Here is a 5,797-nt window from a genome sequence, read left to right as displayed (position 1 = left end):
GGTAGCCGCCGGACTGGCCGGCCGCCGTCGGGTGGTAGGAGTTGCCGATGTTCAGCCAGTCGACGCTGTGCAGCCAGGAGTTGCCGGAGCAGATCTCGTGGCCGCCGAAGGTGGAGCGGACGTCGCCGAAGATGAAGCCGCGGTTGGCGGCGGCCTTCGCGAGGGCGGTGTTGAGGTGGTCGGACGCGCCGTTGATCGCGGAGCGCTTGGTCTCGGACAGGCCCAGGCAGGTCTGGCCGAGCAGGTAGAAGCGGGGGTAGCCGATCACGACCACGCGCGCGTTGGGCGCCTTGGAGCGGATCACCGAGTAGAGGTTGTCGAGCTTGCCGGGCAGGGTCGAGTCGACGTACGCCCTCGCGGTGTTGATGCGGGAGATGCAGGTGCTGTCGGACTGGAGCACACAGGTCGTCATGACGTCGGAGAATCCGGCGTCGTTGCCGCCGACGGTGATCGAGACGAGTGCGGTGGCGGAGTTGAGCGGACCGAGCTGGTTCGCCAGTACGTCGTCCGTCCGGGCGCCCGAGCAGGCGGTGAAGTCGAACGACGAGGGCGCGTGCGCGGCGTTCCACAGGTACGGGTACGCCTTCGTGCTGCGGTTGCAGCTGCCGCTGGAGCTGATGTAGCTGCCGGCGCCGACCCCGGAGGAGTAGGAGTCGCCGAGGGCCACGTAGCCGCCGGCGGCGGCCGATTGAGATGCGTGCGCCGTCGTCGCCCCGGTGAGGGCGAGTCCGACGGCCAGGAGGAGGGAACCGACATAGGCGGCAATTCGGGAACGTCTCATGGAGCCTCCCTTTAGCAGGATCTCTGCCATAACTGTGGTAGCAGCTACGCGTGTTGACAGGAAGTGTCCATGCCAAAATTTTTTATCGCTCAACGAAATCGGTTGCGGAGAGCGGCCGTTGTCGCGGCCTGTCGGCCAACTGGCCGAAAAAGAGTGGAGGGAGAATGAAAGAAGGGCGGAAAGGGCCGAAGAGAGGTTTAAGCACCCGCGAGAACCCGTATGGGTGGCTTCCGCGTCTTGACGATGCCCGCGCGGCTGCGCGACATTGAAGCCTGGCATCCGGCGCTTCGGGGGGCAAAGTCGCCAATGCAGACCATCCATGTCAAGACAGCTTCACCACAGGGCGCCGAGCGGGCGCGACCAGGGCCGGGGAGGGACCTGTCGCCGCTGCTCGCGGGCGCCGCGACGGCCGTCGGGGGGACCGGTGCGCTGCTCGCGTTCACCGGGTCGGACTCCGTCCTGCGCGGCCCGCTGACGATGTTCCTCCTGCTCGCGGTGCCGGCCGCCGCCATCGCGGCCGCACTGCGCGGGCTGGATCCCTTCGGCCGCGCGCTCGCCTCGGTGGCGGGCGCGGTCGTCCTCGACATGCTGGTGGCCCAGGGAATGCTGGCCGTGCACCGATGGTCCGTCAGCGGCGGGCTGGTGGCCGTCACCGCGTTCAGCTCCCTCGTTCTCCTGCTGGTTCCGGTACGGCGCCGGCGCGGCCGTACGGCGAGTAGACAGGGCTCCTGACGTGGACATCAGCGTGTACCGCCCCGGCGAGCTGAGCGCCGCCGACCGGGCGGCGTGGACGGCGATGCAGTCCAAGGCCCATCTGCACGGCGCGGAGGAGCTGGCGAACCCTTTCCTCTCCCCCGAGTTCGCCCTCGCGGTGGGCCGGTGCAGACGCGGGGTGCGGATCGCGGTGGTCCGCGAGGACGGCGAGCCGGCCGCGTTCTTCCCGTTCCAGAGAACCGCCACCGGCGTCGGCCGGGCCGTCGGGCTCGGCGTCTCCGACTGCCAGGGCCTGGTCCACCGGCCCGGCTTCACCTGGGACGCCCGGGAGCTGCTGCGGGCCTGCGGGCTCGCCGTCTGGGAGTACGACCACCTGGTGGCGGGCCAGGAGCCGTTCGAGGCGGGAGCCTCCGGCACCTTCCCGTCCCCGGTCATGGACGTCGACCGGGGATACGACGTCTACCTGGGCGAACTGCGCGCCCGATCACCGAAGTTCACAAGGACCACGCTCGCCAAGGAACGCCGGCTGGGCCGTGACGCGGGCCCCGTGCGCTACGTCCACGACGAGCGCGACCCGGCCGTGCTGCGCACGCTGATGGCCTGGAAGTCCGCCCAGTACCGGCGGACCGGGCGCAGCGACCGCTTCGCGCACACGTGGATCACCGCCCTGGTCACCCGGCTGTTCCACACCCGCTCCGACCCGTTCGCGGGGATCCTGTCGGTGCTGTACGCGGACGGCCGTCCGGTCGCCGCCCATTTCGGGCTGCGCACCGAGCGGGTGCTGGCCTGCTGGTTCCCGGCGTACGACCCGGCGTACGCGAAGTTCTCCCCGGGGCTGGTCCTGCATCTGCGCATGGCCGAGGCGGCCGCCGCCGACGGCATCGCGTACCTCGACCTCGGCCGGGGCCAGAAGGAGTACAAGGACTCCCTGAAGACTCGTGAACACAACGTGTCGGAAGGGTGGGTGACACGCCGCCACCCCGTGGCGGTCGGGCACCGGGCGCGCCGCGCCCCGGTCCGGGCGCTGCGGAACGCGGTGCAGTCGCGGCCGGAACTGTTCGAACCCGCGGACAGAATCCTCAAACGGATGGGAAAAATCCGGTCGAGACGGTGAACAGCGCGCACACAGTCGCACAACGGAAAAACCGTCGGAATCGTGAGGCCTGATTCCAGGTCTTGCCATACTGGTTCAATCATCAATACTGTCGTACATCTCACCCGCATCGGTCCGTCAGCAAGCGGCTCCAGGGGAGGGCTCAGGGCCAGGACGTTCCGGCGCGGGGCGCGGTAGGGGGGTGCCGTGCTCGGTGACCGCAGGTGTGACCGGGCCGTGCCGCGCAACCGGCTGCCGTCGATCCGGCACGCCGGTCAGCTTCGCCAGCTCACCCGGCGTGCACGAAAGAGCCGTTCCGGCGCGCCCCGGGTGACGAACCCCCCTTTCGAACCGGACAGACAGCCGGGCCGCCCGAGGGGCGGGCGGTCCGCCGGACGAGAGGGACACGACTCATGAGCTCCGTTCTGCGCCCGCCTTCTTCGGCACAGGAACCGACAGAGGCCACCGAATTCCGTCCTATCTCCTCACACTTGGCGATCACACCGCCGGTGAGCGTGGTGATCCCCGCCATGAACGAGGCGGAGAACCTGCCCTACGTCTTCAAGACGCTTCCCGAGTGGATACACGAAGTGGTTCTCGTGGACGGCAACTCCACCGACGACACCGTCGAAGTGGCCCGCGAGCTGTGGCCCGAGGTGAAGGTCGTCGAACAGCGCGGCAAGGGCAAGGGGGACGCCCTGATCACCGGCTTCGAGGCGTGCACCGGCGACATCATCGTGATGGTCGACGCGGACGGCTCGGCCGACGGCGGCGAGATCGTCTCCTACGTCTCCGCGCTGGTCTCGGGCGCGGACTTCGCCAAGGGTTCCCGGTTCGCCAACGGCGGCGGCACCGACGACATGACCTTCATCCGCAAGCTCGGCAACCGGGCCCTGTGCGCCGTGGTCAACCGCAAGTTCGGCGCCCGCTACACCGACCTGTGCTACGGCTACAACGCCTTCTGGCGGCACTGCCTGGACAAGATCGAGCTGGACTGCACCGGCTTCGAGGTCGAGACGCTGATGAACATCAGAGTGGTCAAGGCCGGGCTGAAGGTGCAGGAGATCCCCAGCCACGAGTACCTGCGCATCCACGGCGCCAGCAACCTGCGCGCCGTGCGGGACGGGCTGCGGGTGCTGAAGGTGATCCTCGAGGAGCGCTCCAACCGGCGTGAGCTGCGCCGCCAGGAGCGCCGCTCCCCCGTGCTCGGCTCCGTGCGGGGAGAGGTGTCTTGAGCGGTCCCGGCATCTCCGTCGTGATCTGCGTCTACACCGAGGACCGCTGGGAGGACATCCTCGCGGCGGTCTCCTCGGTGCGGGCGCAGTCCCGGCCGGCCCTGGAGACGCTCCTGGTCGTGGACCACAACCGGGCGCTGCTGGAGCGGCTGGCCGGGGAGTACAAGGAGGCCGGGGACGTGCGGGTGCTCGCCAACGCGGGCCCCCGCGGCCTGTCCGCCGGCCGCAACACCGGCATCGCCGCCTCCCGCGGCGAGGTCATCGCCTTCCTCGACGACGACGCCGTGGCCGAGCGGGACTGGCTGCGGCACTTCGCCGAGGGGTACGCCGATCCGCGGGTGATGGCGGTGGGCGGCCGTACGGTGCCCGTCTGGGCGTCGGGCCGCCGGCCGGCCTGGTTCCCGGAGGAGTTCGACTGGGTGGTGGGCTGCACGTACAGGGGACTGCCGCCCGGCCGGGTCCGGGTGCGCAACGTGCTCGGCGGCAACGCCTCCTTCCGGCGCACGGCGTTCGACGCGGCGGGCGGCTTCGCCACCGGCATCGGGCGCGACGGCGACAGGCGTCCGCTGGGCTGCGAGGAGACGGAGCTGTGCATCCGGCTCAGCCGGGCCCGGCCCGAGGCGGTCCTCCTGATCGACGACCGCGCGGTCATCCACCACCGGGTGCCGGCGCCGCGCGAGCACTTCCGCTACTTCCGCACCCGCACCTACGCGGAGGGACTGTCCAAGGCGCTGGTGGCGCGCAGCGTCGGCGCGGACAAGGGCCTCGAGTCCGAGCGCCGCTACACCACCCGGGTGCTGCCCGCCGGGGTGGCCCGCGGGGTGCGCGACGCGCTGCTGGCCCGGCCGGGCGGCGCGGGCCGGGCCGGCGCGATCGTCGCCGGGGTGCTCGCGGCCGCGGGCGGCTACGCCGTCGGCAGCCTCCGGGCGCGCCGGGGCGGCGCCCGCTTCCGGATCGTGAGGATCGAGGACGGCGAGGAGGGAAGAGCCGTATGAACGACGCACCCGTGCCGGTGCTCATGTACCACGCGGTCGCACCGGAGCCCAACGAGGCCACGCGCGGCCTGTCCGTGGCTCCGGAGGCGTTCGAGGAGCAGATGGACGTGGTCGAGAGCCTGGGACTGCACCCGGTGACCACGGCCCGGCTGGCCGCCCACTGGCGCTCGGAGGGCTCCGCGCCGCTGCCCCCGGACCCCGTGCTGATCACCTTCGACGACGGCTACGAGGGCGTCCACCGGTACGCCCTGCCCCTGCTGGAGGAACACGGCTTCCCGGCCACGCTGTTCGTCTCCACCGGCTGGATCCGGGGGGCGCACGACACCGGAGGCGGCCCGGACACCATGCTCGACTGGGACCAGGTGCGCGAACTCGCCGCCGGCGGGGTCGAGATCGGCGGGCACAGCCACACCCACCCGCAGCTGGACCAGCTCGACGACGACACGCTGTGGTCGGAGCTGATCCGCTGCAAGGAGATCGTCGCCGGTGAACTGGGCACCGTCCCCGCCTCGTTCGCCTACCCCTACGGCTACTCCAGCCGCCGGGTGCGGGCCCGGGTGCGGGCGGCGGGCTTCGGGCAGGCCCTCGCCGTCGGCAACGGCCTGGCCCGCCGCCGTCAGGGCCCGTACGCCCTGCGGCGGCTCACCGTGCGCCGCTCCACCACCACCGAGGAGTTCGAGCGGCTCGTCCAGGGCCGCGCGATCGCCCGGAACTTCGCCGGGGACCGTGCCCTGACCAAGGGGTACGCCATGGTCCGCAGAGCACGTCAGGTCCGCCGGAAGGCCATCCGCAGCCGTGTCTGACACGACCACCGCCACCGAGGCATCGGCCCCCGAGCCCCACGCGCCCGAACAGCCGGGGCGCCGGCTGCGGCTGCCCGGACGGGGCCGGTCCGGCGGCGACCAGCTGTTCCGCAACGCCTACGCGCTGATGCTCAACACCGGGATCTCCGCGGTGCTGGGCCTGGGCTACTGGCTGG

Annotated in this window: 7 protein-coding genes; 6 read left to right on the top strand and 1 reads right to left on the bottom strand. The window is 71.2% G+C overall.

Annotation, left to right across the window (positions count from 1 at the left end; all coding sequences use genetic code 11):
• On the bottom strand, positions 1 to 781 hold a 781-nt coding region (locus RH94_RS20545), incomplete at its 3' end, for an SGNH/GDSL hydrolase family protein (protein ID WP_073949015.1).
• A gap of 306 nt (positions 782 to 1,087) precedes the next feature.
• Between RH94_RS20545 and RH94_RS20540 the strand changes: the two genes are divergently transcribed.
• The 6 genes from RH94_RS20540 to RH94_RS44010 form a co-directional block, all read left to right on the top strand.
• Entirely contained in the window at positions 1,088 to 1,513 is a 426-nt protein-coding gene (locus RH94_RS20540; RefSeq protein WP_234425907.1) for a hypothetical protein, read from the top strand.
• Between the two features lies 1 nt (position 1,514).
• The gene (locus RH94_RS20535; protein WP_073948978.1) at positions 1,515 to 2,609 is read left to right on the top strand and encodes a GNAT family N-acetyltransferase; all 1,095 of its coding nucleotides are present in this window, start codon (positions 1,515 to 1,517) and stop codon (positions 2,607 to 2,609) included.
• Positions 2,610 to 3,001: 392 nt separating this feature from the next.
• Positions 3,002 to 3,823 (top strand): glycosyltransferase family 2 protein, encoded by an 822-nt coding sequence (locus RH94_RS20530; RefSeq protein WP_073948977.1) that lies wholly within the window; start codon positions 3,002 to 3,004, stop codon positions 3,821 to 3,823.
• Positions 3,820 to 4,818: a glycosyltransferase family 2 protein gene (locus tag RH94_RS20525; protein WP_073948976.1), complete on the top strand. Its 999-nt coding sequence runs from the start codon at positions 3,820 to 3,822 to the stop codon at positions 4,816 to 4,818. Before RH94_RS20530 ends, RH94_RS20525 begins: the two co-directional genes overlap by 4 nt.
• A complete protein-coding gene (locus RH94_RS20520; RefSeq protein ID WP_073948975.1) occupies positions 4,815 to 5,621 on the top strand; it encodes a polysaccharide deacetylase family protein in 807 nt (268 codons plus the stop codon). Before RH94_RS20525 ends, RH94_RS20520 begins: the two co-directional genes overlap by 4 nt.
• The coding region (locus RH94_RS44010) for a hypothetical protein (RefSeq protein WP_234425906.1) at positions 5,614 to 5,797 on the top strand (184 nt) is incomplete at its 3' end. The genes RH94_RS20520 and RH94_RS44010, both read left to right, overlap by 8 nt.

Source organism: Streptomyces kebangsaanensis, from assembly GCF_001906585.1.
Taxonomy (GTDB): Bacteria; Actinomycetota; Actinomycetes; order Streptomycetales; family Streptomycetaceae; genus Streptomyces; species Streptomyces kebangsaanensis.
Note: the sequence above shows the minus strand (reverse complement) of the source record. Positions and strands in the feature narration are given on the sequence as shown.